Genomic DNA, 15,640 nt, shown 5'->3' on the forward strand with positions numbered 1-15,640 from the left:
TCGTCCGGAACACCGCCCGGCGGGCGCGCGCGTGCTGGCACGCGTGTTGCGAATATCGACGCATCGCAACCCGTTGCCGGAGCCCGCCATGATGTCGACCCCACTTGCCGCGCGTTCGCGGCCGCCGCGGCGCGCCGCCGTTCGCCGCACCGCTGTCGGACTGTGCGCCGTCGCGCTGCTTGCCGCGGCGACCGCCTGCGCCGCGCAGATTCCGCCCGCGCCGCGTGCGGACGAGCCGCCCGGCGCACCGCCGCGCGCCGGCCTCGACCCGGCGCCGCCGGTCGGCGTGCCCGGCGGCGGCATCGCTCCCGACGCGCTCGTGTCCGGCACGCTGGCACGCATGACGATCAACCCGGAAGGCGACGTCGACGGTTTCGTGCTGACCGACGGCACGCTCGTCCGCCTGCCGCCGCATCTCGGCACGCAACTGGTCGCGCTCGCGCGGCCGGGCGAGCGCGTCACGGTGGCCGGGGAACGCCGCCTCGGCGACGACCTCCACGCGCGCGTCGTGCGCAACGACCGCACCGGCGCGTCGCTGTCGGACCAGCCGCCGGCACCTGCCGCGCCGATGCCGCCCGCGCTGCGTGGCGTCAATCTGACCCGGATCAGCGTGTCCGGCGTCGTGCGGCGCGTCATGCGCGCGCCGCGCGGCGAGCCGGACGGCGTGATGCTCGACGACGGCGCGATCGTCAAGCTGACCGTGCCGGCCGCCCAGCAATTCGGCGGGCTGCTCGTGCCCGGCGCGCGCGTGGCCGCGGTCGGGTACGGCACGCGCAACGCCTATGGCGAAGCGCTGCAGGCCACCGCGTTCGGTGCGCCGGGCCGCGTCGTGAATCTCTATGACGACGTCGCGCGCTGATCGCACGTCGTTTTCTCTTCATCCAATAAGGAGTCCTGCCATGCACTGGATCGATCCCGCCTGCCTGCCCGAAACGCGCGGCCGCGTCACGCAGTTCCTGCTCAACCCGCACGGCGACATCGACGGCCTGGTCCTGAACGGCGACCTGCAGGTTCACGTGCCGCCGCATCTGGGCCGCGAACTGGTTCGCCACATCGAGGTAGGCGACCGCATTCGCGTGCGCGGCGTCAAGATGCGCAGCGCCGAGACGATCGCCGCGGTGCAACTGACCGGGCGCCACGGCGTCGAGATCGTCGACGACGGGCCCGTGCACGGTGCGCCGAAGCCGCCGCATGGCGGCCGCAAGCCGATGGAGATGAGCGGCGAGGTCGCGTTCGCGCTGCACGGCCCGAAAGGCGAGCTGAACGGCGCGTTGCTGGCGAACGGTGCCGTGCTGCGGGTGCCGCCCCATGCGGCGGCCGAACTGAGCGACTATCTGCGCGCCGGTGTCCATGTCATGGCGTGGGGACAAGGCGTCGTCACGCGATACGGCGCCGTGCTCGATGTCAGCGAGATCGCCGAACTCGTCGATGCGGAAGACGAATGACCGCCCGTCGACCATGAAACCGACGCGCGCGCTCGAGGCGCTCAACTTTTTCCTGGCCGACGTGCAGGCCGGCATCGGCCCGTTCGTCGGCGTGATCCTGCTGTCGCGCGGCTGGAGCGCCGACGCGATCGGCTCGGTCATGACGCTGGCCGGGCTCGCCGCGATGGCCGCGACGCCGCCGGCCGGCGCGCTCGTCGATGCGCTGCGCGCGAAGCGCGCGCTGATCATCGTGGCCACCGCCGTGACGGCGCTCGCCTCGCTGGCGCTGATGGTCGCCGACGGCTATCCGGCGGTGGCGGCGTCGCAGATCCTGGCCGCCGTCGGCGGCGCGGCGCTGGCGCCGGCCGTCGCGGGCGTGACGCTCGGCATCGCGCGCCGGCAGGGTTTCGACCGGCAGTTCGGCCGCAACCAGATGGCGAACCACGCGGGCAACGTCGTGGGCGCGGCGCTCGCCGGCTGGCTCGGCTGGCATGCGGGATTCGACGCGGTGTTCGCGCTCGTCGCCGTGTTCACGATCCTCGCGATCGCGAGCACGCTGGCGATTCCCGGGCAGGCCATCGACCATGCGTGCGCGCGTGGCCTCGACACCGAGCCTGCCGCGCCGCGAACGCTTGCCGCGCACGACGACCGGCCCGCGGGCGCGCCGACGATGCGCGTCGGCGGCATGCGCACGCTGGCCTCGAACCGGCCGCTGGTCCTGCTCGGTGCGTCGCTCGCGCTGTTTCATCTCGGCAACGCGGCGATGCTGCCGCTCTACGGGATGGGCGTGGTCGCCACGCATCGCAGCAACGCGAGCATGTTCACCGCGCAGACCATCGTCATCGCGCAGCTCGTGATGATCGCGGCCGCGTGGCTCGCACCCCGGTTGATCCGCGCGCACGGCTATTGGCGCGTGCTGCTGCTGTCCTATCTGGTGCTGCCGGTGCGCGGCGCGCTCGCCGCCGTCCTGATGAGCGAGGCGGGCGTCTGGCCGGTGCAGGTGCTCGACGGTATCGGCGCCGGCCTGCAGAGCGTCGTCGTGCCGGCGCTCGTCGTACGCCTGCTGCACGGCTCCGGCCGCGTGAACGCCGGGCAGGGCGCCGTCGCGACCGCGCAGGGCATCGGCGCGGCGCTCAGTCCCGCGCTGGGCGGCGTGCTCGCGCAGCACTTCGGTTATCCGGCCGCATTCGTCGTGCTGGGCGCCGTGTCGACCGGGTCGCTCGCGCTCTGGCTCGGCCATGCGCGCGCGCTGAGCAGCGTGTGCGGCAAGCCGGCCGATCTGCCGGCCACGTCGTCATGAACGTGCCTGTCCTCTCCATGTCATTTCCGACTTGTCCATGAATTCCGTTTCGCTTGCATGGCTGATTTCCGCGCTCGCCACGGCGGGCGTCATCGCGCGTCCGTTCGGCTGGCCCGAGGCGACCTGGGCGGTGAGCGGCGCGCTGCTGCTGGTCGCATGCGGCCTGCTGCCCGTGCATCCGGCGCTCGAGGCCGTCGCGAAGGGCGGCGACGTGTACCTGTTCCTGACCGGCATGATGCTGCTGTCCGAGGTCGCGCGGCGCGAAGGGCTGTTCGACTGGGTCGCGACGCGCGTCGTCAATCGCGCGCAGGGTTCGCCCCGGCGCCTGTTCGCGCTCGTCTACCTGGTGGGCGCGGTGACGACGGTCTTCCTGTCCAACGATGCGACCGCCGTTGTGATGACGCCCGCGGTCGTCGCGGCCGCGCGCCGCGCGAAGGCCGAGCCGCTGCCGCTGCTGTACATCTGCGCGTTCGTCGCGAACGCGGCGAGTTTCGTGCTGCCGATCTCGAACCCGGCGAATCTCGTGCTGTACGGCGCGCGCATGCCGCCGCTCGGCGCATGGCTGGCCCACTTCGCGGTTCCGTCCGTCGTGTCGATCGCCTGCACGTACGGGATGCTGCGGATCACCCAGCGACACGCGCTGCGCGGTGGTTGCGAATCGGGCCTGCCGACGCGGCCGCTCACCGGCGGCGGCCGTATCGCGCTGGTCGGCATCGCGGTCACGGCCGCCGCGCTGATGGCGGTGTCGGCGCTCGATCTTCCGCTCGGGTTGCCGACCGCGGCGGCGGGTGTCGTCACGGTCGCGTGCGTGCTGGTTCGGGATCGCACGGCCGCCGTGCCGATCGTTCGCGCGATTTCATGGAGCGTGTTGCCGCTCGTCGCCGGGCTGTTCGTCCTGGTCGAGGCGCTCGACCGGAGCGGCGCGGTGCGTGCGCTGGCCGGGCTGCTGCGCGCGCTGACGGCAAGCGGCGAGCAGACCGCCGCGGCCGTGGCGGGCGTCGCGATCGCGCTGGCGTCGAATCTGGTCAACAACCTGCCGGCCGGACTCCTCGCGAGCTCGACGATCGACGCCGCGGGCAGCCCGCACCGGGTGATCGACGCGATCCTGATCGGCGTCGACCTGGGGCCGAACCTGTCCGTGACCGGATCGCTCGCGACGATCCTGTGGCTCGCGGCTATCCGGCGCGAGGGGCTGCAGGTCGGCTTCCGCGCGTTCCTTGCGGTCGGCGCGTGCGTGATGTTGCCGGCCCTGCTGCTCGCGCTCGCCGCACGGCTCGCGCTCGGCGCGTGACCGCGGTACGCGGCGGCCGGCCGATTCCGGCTAGAACGCGTAGGCGAGCGACGCGAACAGGCTGCGCGGCGCGCCTGGCGTGACCCACAGGCTGTTGTAGGAGCTGACGTAGGTGGTGCGGTTGAACAGGTTGTTCAGCACGACCGACGCGCGCAGGTGCTTGTCGATCTGCACATAGCCGTTCAGCTGCACGGTCGCATAGGCCGGCAGGTCGAACCCGTCCTGCGTGTTCGCGGTATTGCCGGCCCGGCGTCCGACGTAGATCACGCCGGCGCCGGCGCCGGCCTTGTCCGCGAACGGCACCGCGGTTTCGTACAGGAGCAGCGCGCTGCCGCTCAGGCGCGGAATGTCGACGAGGCGTGCGCCGGGCGTCAGCACCGCGTCGCGCGTGACCGCGGCATCGACATAGGCGACGTTGACGAGGCCGCGCACGCCGTGACCCAGGTCGCCGTTCCATTCGAATTCGACGCCGCGGCTGCGCACCTCGCCCGCCGCGCGGGAGAAGCCGGCGTTGGCCGGATCGGCGGTCAGCACGTTGCGCTTGTTGACGTGGAATGCCGCGACGGTGGCGAGCCAGCGTGCGCCGGCCCATTTCGCGCCGACTTCGTAGCCATGCCCCTTCTCCGGATCGAACGCGCGGCCGTTTACGTCGGCGCCGTTGTTGGGCCGGAACGAATACGCGGTGTTCGCATACAGCGACAGCGCGGGGCTCATCTCGTACACGATGCCGAGGCGCGGACTCAACGCGGTCTGCAACTGGTGGCTCGTCGTGCCTTTCAGGCGGTTCTCGACCGACTGATGAAAGCGATCCCAGCGCAGCCCCGCGAGGATTTTCCAGTGCGGCCCGAACGCGAGCGTGTCCTGCGCATAGACGCCCTGGCCGTCGTCGCGCTCGAGCAGGTTGGTCGCGGTGCGCGGCACGGGCGCCGGCTGGCCGTAGACGGGATCGAAGATGTCGATCGCATACGGCGCGGCGGCCGTGGGTGTCGAGCGCGCGACGAACTGGTCGTAGTTGAAGCGGTACGCGTCGATACCCAACACGAGCGTGTGGCCGATGCCGCCGGTGCGGAACTTGCCGGCCGTTTCGACGCGGCCCTGCAGGTCGTTCGAGTGAAATGCGACTTGCCGGTAGCGGCGCCACAGCGTGCGGCCGTCCGGCTGCAGCGCGAACGCCTCGGACGAGCGGCCGGACAGGTCGGTGGTGCGCTGCGCGAAGCCGGCGTTGACCGACCAGTTCGCATCGACGCGATGCTCGAGCGTGAACTGATGGCCCGTGTTGCGCACGTCGAAGTCGCCGTCGCGCGGCTCGCCGAGGAAGCGCGATGCGGGAATCGCGCCGAGCTGCCCGCCCACCGCGACCACGCCGCGATCGAGCGGCGCGCGCTGGCGCACGCTCTCGAATTCGTAATGGAGCGTCGTGTCCGCGCCGATGTCCCACGTGAACGACGGCGCGAACAGGTAGCGCTTGCTCGACACCGTATCGCGGAAGCTGCCGTTGTTCTCGTTCATCGCGACGAAGCGGTACGCGAGCGATTTCGTCACGGGCCCGGTCGAATCGAGCGTCTCGCGCAACGCGCCATAGCTGCCGGCCGACACGCCGACGGTATTCGCGCGCGTGAACTGCGGCTGCTTCGTCGTGTAGCTGATGAGGCCGCCCGGATCGCCGCGCCCGTACAGCGCCGACGCCGGCCCCTTGAGCACTTCCATGCGCTCGAGATTGACGGTGTCGCGCGGGACGCCGATGCCGCGATTCCACGAAAAGCCGTTGACGAGGTAATCGGTGCCGGACGTGTTGCCGTCGCCGGCGAAGCCGCGCACCGCGTAGTTGTCCCACAGGCCGCCGAAGCTGTTTTGCCGCGCGACGCCCGCGACCCAGTCGTACAGGTCCTCGCCGCGTGTCGCCGCGACGGTCCGCACGAGTTGCGCATCGACGCTGCTGACCGCGAACGGGATCTCCATCACGTCCGCGTCGCCACGCGTGGCGCTCGTCGAGTCACGCGTGCGAAACGGCGCGCTCGCGCGCTGCCCGGCGATCTCGATGGTCGGCAGCGTCGCCTCCTGCGCGTCGGCGGTGCCCACGCCGGCCGCGCCGACGACGATGGCCATCGGTGCGGCCGCCCATTTCTTCCTGCTCATACCCTGTCCTTTGATGTGGTTGGCGTTCGGGCAGGGCTGACGGTTGCGCATCGGCATCTGTGTTCCAAACGGTACATTTGCGCGGAAATTTAATGCAAATGAGAGGCATTTGCAATCGTAAGCTCGCATTTTTGTGTGCGACGCGATGCGGCTCGTCACAGGCACGCGGCCATGGAAGTTGGCGCAATCGGTGGATTTCGTGAATTCCGAATGGCGGGAATTTGCGACGAGTTCAAGACATGGGAAATCGCCGGGGTTGAGCCTTGATAGCACTATCCAGTCGAATTTTTTCCGGGTAAACGAGGATCGGTTTGGCGTTATTCGCGCACTGGCGAGTTTGACAAATCCCGTAATTCGGGATTAAAGTGATATCCACTTCATTCAAACCGTCGAGCGGACGCATGAACATCCCACAGTTGGACATCGATGCCGGAACACGAAGCGGGGCGGGCGTCGTGCTCGCCACGGCGCGCGACGCGGGCGTCGACGTCTGTTTTGCGAACCCCGGTACCACCGAGATGCCGTTCGTCGGTGCGCTGGATACCGTGGCGGGCGTGCGCCCGATCCTCGGGCTGTTCGAGGGCGTATGCACCGGGGCGGCCGACGGTTACGGCCGCATGGCCGGCAAACCCGCGATGACGCTGCTGCACCTCGGGCCCGGGCACGCGAACGGCATTGCGAACCTGCACAACGCGCGCCGCGCCCGCACGCCGATCCTGAACATCGTCGGCGATCACACGCGCGATCATCTGAAGTACGACGCGCCGCTCACGTCCGACATCGAATCCCTCGCCCGCCCGGTGTCGGTGTGGTATCGCAGCGTGGCGCGCGCCGCGGATCTCGCGACGGATACGGCCGACGCGATTGCGGCCGCGATGGGCGCGCGGCGCGGCGTCGCGACGCTCGTGCTGCCGGTGGATCTGCAGTCGGTCGCGGTGCGCGGCGGTTCGGTGTCGCCGGCCGTCGTTCGCGCGGCCGCGGTGTCGTTCGACCGAACCCGGGTCGAGCGGGTCGCCGATCAGTTGCTCGGCGGCCGGCCGGCCGTGCTGCTGCTGGGCGGCCGCGCGCTGTCGGCACGCGGGCAGCGCGCGGCGGCGCGCATCGCGGCGGCGACCGGCGCGACCTGCTTCGGCGAGACGTTTCCGGCGCGCGCCGAGCGCGGCGGCGGCCTGCCGGACATCGACCGCCTGCCGTATTTCCCCGAGCCGGCGCTCGCCGCGCTGGCCGGCCGGCGCGTGGTGCTGGCGGGGGCGCTCGCTCCCGTCACCTACTTCGGCTACGAAGGCATTCCCGGCGAACTCGCGCGCCCCGAGGACATCGTGACGCTGGCCGAGCCGGGCGACGCGGCGGACGACGCGCTGGACGCGCTGGCCGCGCGCATCGGCGCGCCGGAGGGCGCCGGCGGCGTGCCCGTCGAGCGCTGGCAGGTGGAAAGCGGGCCGCTGACGCCGCAAGCCGTCGGTCGCGTGCTGGCGAATGCGCTGCCCGACGACGCGATCGTGTCGATCGAGGGCGGCACGTGCGGTTATCCGTTCGTGACCGCGTCGGCGCGCGCGCGCCGTCACACGATCCTCACGAATACCGGCGGCGCGATCGGCCAGGGTTTGCCGGTGGCGCTCGGCGCCGCCGTCGCGTGCCCGGCACGCCGCGTGTTCGCGCTGCAGTCCGACGGCAGCGCGCAGTACACGATCCAGTCATTGTGGACGATGGCGCGCGAGCGTCTGCCGATCGTCATGCTGATCGCCTCGAACCGGCGCTACGGCATCCTGCAGACCGAGCTCGCACGCGGCGGCCTGCCGGCCGACACGCCGCACGCGAGCCGCCTGACGCTGCTGGACGATCCGCCGATCGACTGGCTCGCGCTGTCGCGCGGCTACGGCGTACCGGCCGAGCGTACGAGCACGGTGCAGGCGCTGTCCCAGGCGCTCGACGACGCACTCGCGCACACCGACGGGCCGCGGCTCATCGAAATGTGCCTGCCCTGATCGCGCCGCCCGCTGGCTTCTTCACTCCCGACTCTGATCTTTCATCGTTATGGACCTGCAACTCCACGGAAAAGCCGCATTCATCACCGGCGGCAGCATGGGCATCGGCAAGGCGGTCGCGCTCGAACTGGCGCGCGAAGGCGTCAACGTCGCCATTGCCGCGCGACGCCTCGAACACCTCGAGGCCGCCGCCGCCGAGATTCGCGCGACGCTCGCGCCGCTGGGCGACGCGGCCGGCGCGATCCTGCCCGTCACGCTCGACACGACCGACATGGCGTCCGTCGAAGCGGCGATGGCGGCGAGCGTCGAACTTTTCGGCCGGCTCGACATCCTGCTGAACGGCGCCGCGCATCCGGGCGGCCTCGTGCGCGCGGAGCTGGAGCACGCGGATCCGCAGGGGCTGCTCCAGGACATCGACATCAAGGTCGTCGGCTACCTGCGTTGCGCGAAGGCGGCAGCGCCCTACATGCGGCGCCACGGTTTCGGCCGGATCGTCAATGTCGGCGGGCTCACGGGCCGCGGCAGCAAGCAGCTGTCCGGCATGCGCAACGTCGCGATCGTGCACCTGACCAAGACGCTGTCCGACCAGCTCGGCCCGTTCGGCATCACGGTCAACACGATTCACCCGGGCGTCGTCGAGACCCCGCACATTCACGAGCTCTACGAGAAGGAAGCGCGGAAGCAGGGGCTGACGGCCGCGGAGGTCGAGGCCAACTACGTGAAGGTCACGCCGATCCGGCGCGTGCTGCAGCCGGAGGAAATGGGATGGATCGTGGCGTTTCTCGCGTCCCCGAAGTCCGGCTCGATCACCGGCGAGTCGATCGGCTGCGACGGCGGGCTCACGCGCGGCATTTTTCTCTGATACAAGGAGCATCGCATGACCGCAACCGTACTGGTCGCCACCGCCGGACAAGGCATCCTGCGCTCGAACGACGACGGCAAGACCTGGCATCGCCTCGGGCTGGACGAGCCCATCGAGTTCGACGGCATCGTGCGCGCGCTCGCGGTGGACCCCGCGACGCCGTCGCGCGTGTATGCCGGCGCCGATTCGGGGCTGTGCATCAGCGAGGATGGCGGCGCGCACTGGTTTCGCCCCGAGAACCTGCTGAACGGGCAGACAGTCTGGTCCATCGCGATCGATCCCGCGAATCCGGCCGTGCTGTATGCGGGCACCGGCGCGCCGTCGCGCGCCGCGCTCTACAAGTCGAGCGACGCGGGTCTGACCTGGGCGCGAACGGCTCCCGAGTTCCCGGAGTTCTGTTCGGGCGTCAATCGTCCGCGGCTGCTGACGATCTGCGTGGACCCGGAAGACGGCCGCAACGTGTGGTACGGCGTGGAGGAAGGCGGCGCATGGCGCAGCCGCGACGCCGGTGCGACCTGGACGCGCGTGGACGGCCCCGGCACGGCGATCCGCAACAGCGACATTCATGCGATCGCCGTGCTGCCCGCCGGGCCGCACCAGCCGAAGACGACGGTGCTGCTGACGGTGAACGCGGTGCACGTGAGCGACGACGACGGCCTGACCTGGGACGGCAAGCTGTCGCGCGACCGCTTCGACGGGCTGTACTACACGCGCACGGTCGTCCAGCTGGCGGCGCCCGGCGGCGACCTGCTGATGGCGATCGGCGACGGTACGCCGGGCACGCGCAGCCGTATCTACCGCTCGCCCGATCGCGGCCGTGCATGGCACGAGACGGATCTGCGCACGCCGCCGAATTCGACGTTCTGGGCATTTGGCGTCCATGCGGCGCGGCCCGGGCTCGTCTATGCGGGGACCAAGTACGGGCACCTGTTCCGTTCGCACGACGGCGGCCGGAGCTGGACCAAGGAATGGCGCGATTTCAGCGAGATCACGGCCGTGGCGTGGACGCCGTTCGAAGCGCCGCTCGTCGCCCACGCGCAGTCGACGCATTGAGCGGAGCGAGCGATGACCCAGCCTGACCTCCAGCAACGGGCGGCGCATGCGAACGCGCTTGGGCTGCCGCTGCCGGTACCGCGCGTGCAGCGCACGCACCTGTCGCTGTTCGTGCGCGATCCGGTGCGCTCGAGCATCTGGTATGCCGACGTGCTCGGCATGACGGAAACCGCTCGCGGCGAGCAGTGGGTGTTCATGTCGTTCGGCCAGAAACACCATGACATCGCGCTGATTCGCGCGGCGTCCGATGCGGAACTCGGCACGATCGGCTTGCAGCACTACGGCCTCGAAATCGCGGGCGGCCTGACCGAACTGCGCCGGCTGTACGGGATGCTGATCCGTCGCGACGTGCCGATCGTGAAGATTACCGATCACAAGGTCGGGATCGGCGTGTATTTTTCGGACCCGGACGGCAACCGGCTCGAATTCTTTTGCGAAACCGTCACGGACGACGAGGAAGGCAAGCGCGTGCTGCACCGGTACAACGCGCCCAGCGATCCCTTCCAGCTCGAACCGCTGTTCGACTGACGCGCCGTCCATTCATTCCGACATCATCGATACTTTATAGAGGATTACTGATGAGCAAGATCGCCAATTTCGAAGGCTTTCATATCCGCAAGTGGTATACGCAGATCGAGGATTCGCTCGCGAACGAGACCGGCCAGCTCGCGGACGGCGAGCCGCTGCGCAAGATCGTGATCGCCGCGGCCGTGCACAACCCATATGCGGGGCGGTACAGCGAAAATCTTGACGATCTCGTACGCCCGTCGCCGGCGCTCGGGCAGGAGTTCGCGCGACGCATCGCGTCGCTCGCGGCGGGCCAGGCGATCGAGAGCTACGGCAAGGCGTGCCTGGTCGGCTCGGCGGGCGAATACGAACACGGCAACGCGTTCCTCACGTCGATCTTCGCGGAGCCGATCCGTGCCGCGCTCGGCGGCGGGAAGTCGTGGGTGCCGTCGAGCGGCAAGCGCGGCCCGATCAACACGGTGATCGACGTGCCGCTCGCGCACAAGGATGCGCTCTACGTGCGCTCGCATTACGACACGGTGACCTGCCTGTTTCCCGACGCGCCCAACGACGACGAAGTGCTGGTGATCTTCGCGTTCGCGACGCGCGGCCGCCTGCACGCGCGGCTCGGCGGCCTGAAGGCGAGCGAGATCGTCGGTCGCGACGGCCTGGTGTGAAAGCAGGGGCTGCCGGAGAGCGAATGATGAATACGGTGTCCGTCAAGGATGGATGGGTCGAGAGCGACGGGTTGCGGCTGCACTACGTGAGCTGGGGGCGCGACGATGCGCCGGCCGTGGTGATGCTGCACGGCTTGCGCAGCTACGCGCGGACGTGGGAGCCCGTCGCCGACGCGCTGGCCGACCGCTACCGGGTCGTCGCGCTCGATCAGCGCGGGCGCGGGCTGAGCGACTGGGATCCGCGGCGGGACTATTACGCGGCGGCCTACGTGCGCGATCTCGATGCGCTGGTGCGCGCGCTCGACCTGCGACGATTCGTGCTGGCCGGGCATTCGATGGGCGGCGCCAATGCGTTCGTCTACGCGGCATCGAATCCGGACCGGCTTGCCGGTCTCGTGATCGAGGACATGGGCCCGGGCGCGTCGGCCGGCTCGCAAGGTGCCGAGCGCATCAAGCGCGAGCTGAAGGAAACGCCGGACGCGTTCGCGTCGTGGGACGACGCGCGCGCATTCTGGCGGCATCAGCGGCCGAACATCGCGGAATCCGCGCTCGATTCGCGGGTCGCACACTCGCTGAAGGAAGACGCGCACGGACGGATCGTGTGGCGGCACGACGCCGCCGGGATCGCGGCGGCACGGCTGGCCGCGACGCCGGAGCAGCTCGTCCATCTGTGGCCGCTCGTCCTCAACCTGCACGTGCCCACCCTGCTGTTGCGCGGCGGCGCGTCGGACTTCCTGTCCGCGGAAGTGGCGGCCGAAATGGCGGCCGCCAATGCGGGAATCGAACGGATCGACCTGCCCGGCGCGACGCATTACGTGCATGACGACCAGCCCGATGCATTCAATCGCGCACTGCGATCATGGCTCGATCGTCTCGACGATCCGGCGTGGCGGACGGGGGCCGACGCATGAAGGCGAACAATCCGGAGCGGACCTCGGTCGCGATCGTCGGCGCGGGGCCGAACGGCGTGGCGATGGCGAATCTGCTCGGCCTCTACGGCATCGCGACGGTGATCGTCGAGAAGGCCGCGGAGATCGTCGAATTTCCGCGCGCGGTCGGCATCGACGACGAAGCGTTGCGGATGTTTCAGACAGCCGGGCTCGCCGATGAACTGAGCCGCGACATCATCCAGAACGTGCCGCTGCGCATGTTCAAGGCGAACGGCGAATGCTTTGCCGATATCCGCCCGTCGATCCGCGAATTCGGCTGGTGGCGGCGCAACATCTTCATGCAGCAACTGGCCGAACGAACGCTGCGCGCCGGGCTGGCCCGCTATCCGCACGTGTCGCTGCGGACCAGTCAGGAAGTGGTGGATGTCGAACAGGACGACGGAGGCGTCACGTTGCAGGTGCGCCGCGCGGACGGCCGGCAGTACGCGCTCCAGGCCGACTACGTGGTCGCGGCCGACGGCGGACGCAGCCCGATGCGCGAGCTGCTCGGCGTCACGCTCGCCGGCACGACGCATCCGATCAAGTGGGTCGTGGTCGACGTGAAGAACGCCGGCCTCGACCAGCCTTGCACGGCGCTGAACTGCGACCCGCGCCGCCCGAACGTCTGCATCTATCTGCCGTTCGATTTCCGGCGCTGGGAATTTCTCGTGTTTCCGCACGAGGACGAAGCGGCGATCGCCCAGCCCGACTCGATTCGCGCGCTGATCGCGCCGTACGTCGACGACATCGATCGCGTCGAGATCGTGCGGGCGCGCACCTACACGCACCATTCGCGCGTGGCCGAGCGTTTCGTCATCGGTCGCGTGGCGTTCGTCGGCGATGCCGCGCACCTGAGTCCGCCGTGGATCGGCCAGGGCCTGAACGCGGGTCTGCGCGACGTGGGCAACCTCGCGTGGAAGCTGGCCGGCATCGTCCGTGGCGCGTTGCATCCCGGCGTGATCTCGACGTACGAATCCGAGCGGCGCGATCACGCGAAGGCGATGATCGACCTCGCGGACACCTTCGGCGCGATGCTGATGCCGACCAACCGGCTCGTCGCGTTTCTGCGCGATCGCGTTCTCGGGCTCGTCCGCTTCGCACCGGGGCTGAAGGACTACATCCTGCAGATGCGGTTCAAGCCGATGCCGAGCTACACGCGCGGCATCGTGCTGCCGGGCGGCTCGGATGCGGTTGGCAGGATGATCGTGCAGCCCGACGTCGAAACGGCCGATGGCCTGCGCCGCAAACTCGACGACGTGCTGGGCCCGTGGTTCTCGATCGTCGGCTGGCAGTGCGATCCGCAAGCGTGCCTGAGTGACGACGATCGTGCGTACTGGACGTCGCTCGGCGCGACCTTCGTGCAGGTCAGCCGTTCGCGCAGCGGGACGAGTCGCGCCCGGCGCGTGACCAGCGTGCACGGCAGCGCTTGCGTCGAGGACGTCGACAACGCGCTGGCGGCATGGTTCGACCGGCATGCCGGCCCGCTCGTGGTGGTGCGCCCCGATCGCTACGTGGCGGCGCAGACGGACGCCGCGGGGATGGCCCGCGCGACCGCGGCCTTTCAGGCGTTCGCGCCGCGACAACGGGAGGAAGCGCATGTTTGTTGAGCAACGCACCTATACGCTGGTGCCGGGCGGCGTCGCCGAATATCTGCGGCTGTATGCGGAATGCGGGCGCGCCGCGCAGGAGCGGGCACTCGGCACGATGATCGGCTGTTTCGCGACGGAAGTCGGGCCGCTGAACCAGCTCGTCTATCTATGGGCATTCGATTCGCTCGACACGCGTGCGCGGCGGCGGGCCGCGCTGATGGCCGATCCCGAGTTCGGGACGTTCCGTGGCAAGGTCCGGCATCTGCTCGTCAGGCAGGAAAACCAGATTCTCCGGCAGGAAATCGGCGGCTTGCTGCAAGCGCCGCAACAGGCGGCGTGACACGACCGTCGCACCGTCCGCGCCCACCGCGCACTTTCAACCGAGGGTACCGTCTTGATTCCGTTTACGCCGCTGACTTCGCGCATGGTGCCTGATGCGTGCGCCGATTACCCGCCGCTTCGTCTGTATGTCGATGGACGGTTCCTGCCGGCCGACGGCCGGCGCACGCAGCCCGTCGTCGATCCGGGCAACGGCCGCGTGCTCGGCGACTTGCCGCATGCGACGCGGGCCGATATCGACGCCGCCGTGCATGCCGCGCATCGCGCGTTCGCGGCATGGCGCCGCGAGTCGCCGCTCGTGCGCTCGGACATCCTGCGGCGCACCGCTTCGCTCGTGCGCGAGCGCGCCGAGTCGATCGGCCGCCACATCACGATGGACCAGGGCAAGCCGCTTCGCGAGGCGGTCGCGGAGGTCGTGTCGTCCGCCGAACAGCTCGAATGGCACGCGGAGGAGGGGCGTCGCACCTACGGCCGCGTCGTGCCCGCGCGTTCGCCGGACGTGATGCAGACGGTGCTGCGGGAGCCGATCGGCGTGTGCGCGGCGTTTTCGCCGTGGAATTTCCCGTTCAGCCAGGCGATGCACAAGATCGCGGCCGCGCTTGCGTCCGGGTGCACGCTGGTGCTGAAGGGGCCCGAGGAATCGCCGAGCGCGATCGTCGCGCTCGCGCACCTCTTCCACGATGCGGGGTTGCCGCCGGGCTGCCTGAACATCGTGTGGGGTGTGCCGGGCGACGTGTCGACGCAGCTGATCGAGGCGCCGCAGGTGCGCAAGATCTCGTTCACCGGTTCGGTGCCGGTCGGCAAGCGGCTGGCGGCGCTCGCCGCGTCGCACATGAAGCGCATGACGATGGAGCTGGGCGGACACGCACCGGTGATCGTCTGCGCGGATGCCGAGATCGAGCGCGCCGCGACGATGCTGGCCGCGTACAAGTTTCGCAATGCCGGGCAGGTGTGCGTGTCGCCGACGCGGTTCTTCGTGCAACGCGCGGTATTCGACCGCTTCGTTGCCGCGTATCTGGAAGCGGTCGGCAAGATCCGCGTCGGCTACGGACTGGAGGAGGGCGTCACGATGGGGCCGCTCGCGCATGCGCGGCGCGTGTCGGAGATCGACGCGTTCGTCGCCGACGCGAAGGCGAACGGCGCGGCGATCGTCGCGGGCGGCACGCGTTTGCCGGGGCCCGGCCATTACTTCGCGCCGACGGTCGTCGTGGCGCCGCCGCGCGAGGCGCGCCTGATGAACGACGAGCCGTTCGGCCCGATCGTCGGGATCGTGCCGTTCGATGCACTCGACGATGCGCTCGCCGAGGCCAATCGTTTGCCGTTCGGCCTCGCGTCGTACGCATTCACGACATCGGCACGCAACGCGCACCGCATCGGCCGCGCGCTCGAGGCCGGCATGGTCAACATCAATCACTTCGGCATGGGGCCGGCGGAGATCCCGTTCGGCGGCGTGAAGGACAGCGGCTTCGGCAGCGAGGGAGGCACGGAGACCTTCGACGGTTATCTGGTCACCAAATTCATCACGCAACTGAACTGACGGTGCGCGCG

14 protein-coding genes are annotated in these 15,640 nt (G+C 69.7%); 13 read left to right on the forward strand and 1 reads right to left on the reverse strand.

The genetic code is table 11. The annotated features are described in order from the left end of the window. Positions 1 to 88 precede the first annotated feature (88 nt). Genes WJ12_RS20015 through WJ12_RS20030 form a run of 4 tightly spaced genes read left to right on the forward strand, consistent with a single transcriptional unit; the run spans position 89 to position 4,015 of the window. Positions 89 to 859: a hypothetical protein gene (locus WJ12_RS20015; RefSeq protein ID WP_059562546.1), complete on the forward strand. Its 771-nt coding sequence runs from the start codon at positions 89 to 91 to the stop codon at positions 857 to 859. A 40-nt stretch (positions 860 to 899) separates the two neighbouring features. Beyond that, entirely contained in the window at positions 900 to 1,445 is a 546-nt protein-coding gene (locus WJ12_RS20020) for a hypothetical protein (RefSeq protein ID WP_059562549.1), read from the forward strand. A gap of 13 nt (positions 1,446 to 1,458) precedes the next feature. Beyond that, positions 1,459 to 2,724: an MFS transporter gene (locus WJ12_RS20025; protein WP_049032425.1), complete on the forward strand. Its 1,266-nt coding sequence runs from the start codon at positions 1,459 to 1,461 to the stop codon at positions 2,722 to 2,724. Between the two features lie 37 nt (positions 2,725 to 2,761). Beyond that, positions 2,762 to 4,015 (forward strand): arsenic transporter, encoded by a 1,254-nt coding sequence (locus WJ12_RS20030; protein ID WP_059562550.1) that lies wholly within the window; start codon positions 2,762 to 2,764, stop codon positions 4,013 to 4,015. 30 nt (positions 4,016 to 4,045) lie between these two features. Here the strand turns inward: WJ12_RS20030 and WJ12_RS20035 are convergent, their stop codons facing one another. Then, positions 4,046 to 6,151 carry a TonB-dependent siderophore receptor gene (locus tag WJ12_RS20035; protein ID WP_059562553.1) on the reverse strand — a complete coding sequence of 702 codons (2,106 nt, stop codon included), beginning with the start codon at positions 6,149 to 6,151 and terminating at the stop codon, positions 4,046 to 4,048. Positions 6,152 to 6,552: 401 nt separating this feature from the next. On the opposite strand from WJ12_RS20035, the gene WJ12_RS20040 reads away from it, so the two are divergent. The 9 genes from WJ12_RS20040 to WJ12_RS20080 all read left to right on the forward strand — a co-directional run bounded on the left by WJ12_RS20040 (position 6,553) and on the right by WJ12_RS20080 (position 15,629). Continuing rightward, complete coding sequence (locus WJ12_RS20040) at positions 6,553 to 8,136, forward strand: acetolactate synthase large subunit (RefSeq protein WP_059562556.1); 1,584 nt, start codon at positions 6,553 to 6,555, stop codon at positions 8,134 to 8,136. Between the two features lie 49 nt (positions 8,137 to 8,185). Continuing rightward, the gene (locus tag WJ12_RS20045) at positions 8,186 to 8,998 is read left to right on the forward strand and encodes an SDR family NAD(P)-dependent oxidoreductase (protein ID WP_059562559.1); all 813 of its coding nucleotides are present in this window, start codon (positions 8,186 to 8,188) and stop codon (positions 8,996 to 8,998) included. A gap of 15 nt (positions 8,999 to 9,013) precedes the next feature. Continuing rightward, positions 9,014 to 10,051 (forward strand): WD40/YVTN/BNR-like repeat-containing protein, encoded by a 1,038-nt coding sequence (locus WJ12_RS20050; RefSeq protein ID WP_034191830.1) that lies wholly within the window; start codon positions 9,014 to 9,016, stop codon positions 10,049 to 10,051. Positions 10,052 to 10,063: 12 nt separating this feature from the next. Next, positions 10,064 to 10,579 carry a VOC family protein gene (locus tag WJ12_RS20055; protein ID WP_059562561.1) on the forward strand — a complete coding sequence of 172 codons (516 nt, stop codon included), beginning with the start codon at positions 10,064 to 10,066 and terminating at the stop codon, positions 10,577 to 10,579. 50 nt (positions 10,580 to 10,629) lie between these two features. Beyond that, positions 10,630 to 11,235 carry an amino acid synthesis family protein gene (locus WJ12_RS20060; RefSeq protein ID WP_034191828.1) on the forward strand — a complete coding sequence of 202 codons (606 nt, stop codon included), beginning with the start codon at positions 10,630 to 10,632 and terminating at the stop codon, positions 11,233 to 11,235. 26 nt (positions 11,236 to 11,261) lie between these two features. Beyond that, entirely contained in the window at positions 11,262 to 12,146 is an 885-nt protein-coding gene (locus WJ12_RS20065) for an alpha/beta fold hydrolase (RefSeq protein WP_059562687.1), read from the forward strand. Further along, positions 12,143 to 13,771 carry a bifunctional 3-(3-hydroxy-phenyl)propionate/3-hydroxycinnamic acid hydroxylase gene (locus WJ12_RS20070; RefSeq protein ID WP_059562684.1) on the forward strand — a complete coding sequence of 543 codons (1,629 nt, stop codon included), beginning with the start codon at positions 12,143 to 12,145 and terminating at the stop codon, positions 13,769 to 13,771. Before WJ12_RS20065 ends, WJ12_RS20070 begins: the two co-directional genes overlap by 4 nt. Then, positions 13,761 to 14,093, forward strand: coding sequence for an NIPSNAP family protein (locus WJ12_RS20075; protein ID WP_034191827.1), 333 nt, complete (start codon positions 13,761 to 13,763; stop codon positions 14,091 to 14,093). Before WJ12_RS20070 ends, WJ12_RS20075 begins: the two co-directional genes overlap by 11 nt. Before the next feature lie 84 nt (positions 14,094 to 14,177). Further along, positions 14,178 to 15,629, forward strand: a complete 1,452-nt coding sequence (locus WJ12_RS20080) for an NAD-dependent succinate-semialdehyde dehydrogenase (protein WP_197423901.1) — start codon at positions 14,178 to 14,180, stop codon at positions 15,627 to 15,629. Positions 15,630 to 15,640 lie beyond the last annotated feature (11 nt).

The organism is Burkholderia seminalis (assembly GCF_001718535.1).
GTDB classification, from domain to species: domain Bacteria; phylum Pseudomonadota; class Gammaproteobacteria; order Burkholderiales; family Burkholderiaceae; genus Burkholderia; species Burkholderia seminalis.

Coding starts and splice junctions, on each gene's coding strand:
- WJ12_RS20050 (WP_034191830.1), top strand. CDS start 9,014: ATGACCGCAACCGTACTGGTCGCCACCGCCGGACAAGGCATCCTGCGC.
- WJ12_RS20080 (WP_197423901.1), top strand. CDS start 14,178: ATGGTGCCTGATGCGTGCGCCGATTACCCGCCGCTTCGTCTGTATGTC.
- WJ12_RS20040 (WP_059562556.1), top strand. CDS start 6,553: ATGAACATCCCACAGTTGGACATCGATGCCGGAACACGAAGCGGGGCG.
- WJ12_RS20075 (WP_034191827.1), top strand. CDS start 13,761: ATGTTTGTTGAGCAACGCACCTATACGCTGGTGCCGGGCGGCGTCGCC.
- WJ12_RS20070 (WP_059562684.1), top strand. CDS start 12,143: ATGAAGGCGAACAATCCGGAGCGGACCTCGGTCGCGATCGTCGGCGCG.
- WJ12_RS20025 (WP_049032425.1), top strand. CDS start 1,459: ATGAAACCGACGCGCGCGCTCGAGGCGCTCAACTTTTTCCTGGCCGAC.
- WJ12_RS20045 (WP_059562559.1), top strand. CDS start 8,186: ATGGACCTGCAACTCCACGGAAAAGCCGCATTCATCACCGGCGGCAGC.
- WJ12_RS20020 (WP_059562549.1), top strand. CDS start 900: ATGCACTGGATCGATCCCGCCTGCCTGCCCGAAACGCGCGGCCGCGTC.
- WJ12_RS20060 (WP_034191828.1), top strand. CDS start 10,630: ATGAGCAAGATCGCCAATTTCGAAGGCTTTCATATCCGCAAGTGGTAT.
- WJ12_RS20055 (WP_059562561.1), top strand. CDS start 10,064: ATGACCCAGCCTGACCTCCAGCAACGGGCGGCGCATGCGAACGCGCTT.
- WJ12_RS20030 (WP_059562550.1), top strand. CDS start 2,762: ATGAATTCCGTTTCGCTTGCATGGCTGATTTCCGCGCTCGCCACGGCG.
- WJ12_RS20065 (WP_059562687.1), top strand. CDS start 11,262: ATGAATACGGTGTCCGTCAAGGATGGATGGGTCGAGAGCGACGGGTTG.
- WJ12_RS20035 (WP_059562553.1), bottom strand. CDS start 6,151: ATGAGCAGGAAGAAATGGGCGGCCGCACCGATGGCCATCGTCGTCGGC.
- WJ12_RS20015 (WP_059562546.1), top strand. CDS start 89: ATGATGTCGACCCCACTTGCCGCGCGTTCGCGGCCGCCGCGGCGCGCC.